We start from the raw sequence: 2,032 nt of genomic DNA on the forward strand, positions 1-2,032 counted from the left end.
ACGGTGGTTTAACTAAAACTGGCGTTGACAATATCTCGCACCGTAGTACTACTTCATGCGTTATAGAGCTTAACTTCTGTGTTCGGGATGGGAACAGGTGTGTCCTCTACACTTAAACACCAGATTTGTGAGATTAAAATATCTCAAAACTAGATAAGTTAGTTTGAAGGTTTCGTTTTATTAGTACTGGTCCGCTTAACATGTCTTCATGCTTATACTCCCAGCCTATCTACCTCATAGTCTTTAAGGTTACTTCCAATTTTACAATTAAAGATATCTCATCTTTAGGGGGGCTTCACGCTTAGATGCTTTCAGCGTTTATCCTTTCCATACTTAGCTACCCAGCTATGCCCTTGGCAGAACAACTGGTGCACCAGTGGTATGTCCATTCCGGTCCTCTCGTACTAGGAACAGCTCCTATCAAATATCATACGCCCACGACGGATAGAGACCGAACTGTCTCACGACGTTCTGAACCCAGCTCGCGTGCCGCTTTAATGGGCGAACAGCCCAACCCTTGGGACTTACTTCAGCCCCAGGATGCGACGAGCCGACATCGAGGTGCCAAACCTCCCCGTCGATGTGAACTCTTGGGGGAGATCAGCCTGTTATCCCCGGGGTAGCTTTTATCCGTTGAGCGACGGCCCTTCCACTCGGTACCGCCGGATCACTAAGCCCAACTTTCGTTCCTGCTCGACTTGTAGGTCTCGCAGTCAAGCTCCCTATTGCCATTGCACTCTACGAATGAATTCCAACCATTCTGAGGGAACCTTTGGGCGCCTCCGTAACCTTGTCGGAGGCGACCGCCCCAGTCAATCTCCCCACCTGACACTGTCTCCCACCTCGATAGGAGGGGCGGGTTAGACATTCAATACAGCCCGGGGGGTATCCCGCCGGCGCCTCCCCCGAAGCTAGCGCTCCGGCTTCATAGGCTCCCACCTATTCTGTACAAACTATCCCGAAATTCAATAACAAGCTGTAGTACAGCTCCATGGGGTCTTTCCGTCCTGTCGCGGGTAACCTGCATCTTCACAGGTACTATAATTTCACCGAGTCTCTGGTTGAGACAGTGCCCAAATCGTTACACCTTTCGTGCGGGTCGGAACTTACCCGACAAGGAATTTCGCTACCTTAGGACCGTTATAGTTACGGCCGCCGTTTACTGGGGCTTCAATTCAGAGCTTCTCCTTACGGATAACCCCTCCTCTTAACCTTCCAGCACCGGGCAGGTGTCAGCCCCTATACTTCACCTTGCGGTTTCGCAGAGACCTGTGTTTTTGCTAAACAGTCGCTTGGGCCTTTTCACTGCGGCTTTCCTAGGCGTGAACCATGGAAAGCACCCCTTCTCCCGAAGTTACGGGGTCATTTTGCCGAGTTCCTTAACCAGAGTTCTCTCGCTCACCTTAGGATTCTCTCCTCGCCTACCTGTGTCGGTTTGCGGTACAGGCACCATTTATCTCGCTAGAAGCTTTTCTTGGCAGTGTGGAATCAAGAACTTCGGTACTAAATTTCCCTCGCCATCACAGCTCAGCCTTATGATGAGCGGATTTGCCTACTCATCAGCCTAACTGCTTGGACGCGCATATCCAACAGCGCGCTTACCCTATCCTCCTGCGTCCCTCCATCACTCAAACGATAATAGGTGGTACAGGAATATCAACCTGTTGTCCATCGCCTACGCTTTTCAGCCTCGGCTTAGGTCCTGACTAACCCTGAGCGGACGAGCCTTCCTCAGGAAACCTTAGGCATACGGTGGACAGGATTCTCACCTGTCTTTCGCTACTCATACCGGCATTCTCACTTCTAAGCACTCCACCAGTCCTTACGGTCTGACTTCTCTGTCCTTAGAACGCTCCCCTACCACTGATACGTAAGTATCAATCCACAGCTTCGGTGATATGTTTAGCCCCGGTACATTTTCGGCGCAGGGTCACTCGACTAGTGAGCTATTACGCACTCTTTAAATGATGGCTGCTTCTGAGCCAACATCCTAGTTGTCTGTGCAACCCCACATCCTTTTCCACTTAACATA

Annotated in this window: 2 rRNA genes; both read right to left on the bottom strand. The window is 50.6% G+C overall.

What is annotated here, in order from left to right:
* Window positions 1-16 precede the first annotated feature (16 nt).
* A 5S ribosomal RNA gene (gene rrf / locus ACK5IN_RS09980) occupies window positions 17-124 on the bottom strand.
* A 35-nt stretch (window positions 125-159) separates the two neighbouring features.
* Window positions 160-2,032, bottom strand: a 23S ribosomal RNA gene (locus ACK5IN_RS09985); the annotation flags it as partial.

Source organism: Microbacterium sp. (assembly GCF_047971895.1).
In the GTDB taxonomy this organism is placed as follows: Bacteria; Actinomycetota; Actinomycetes; order Actinomycetales; family Microbacteriaceae; genus Microbacterium.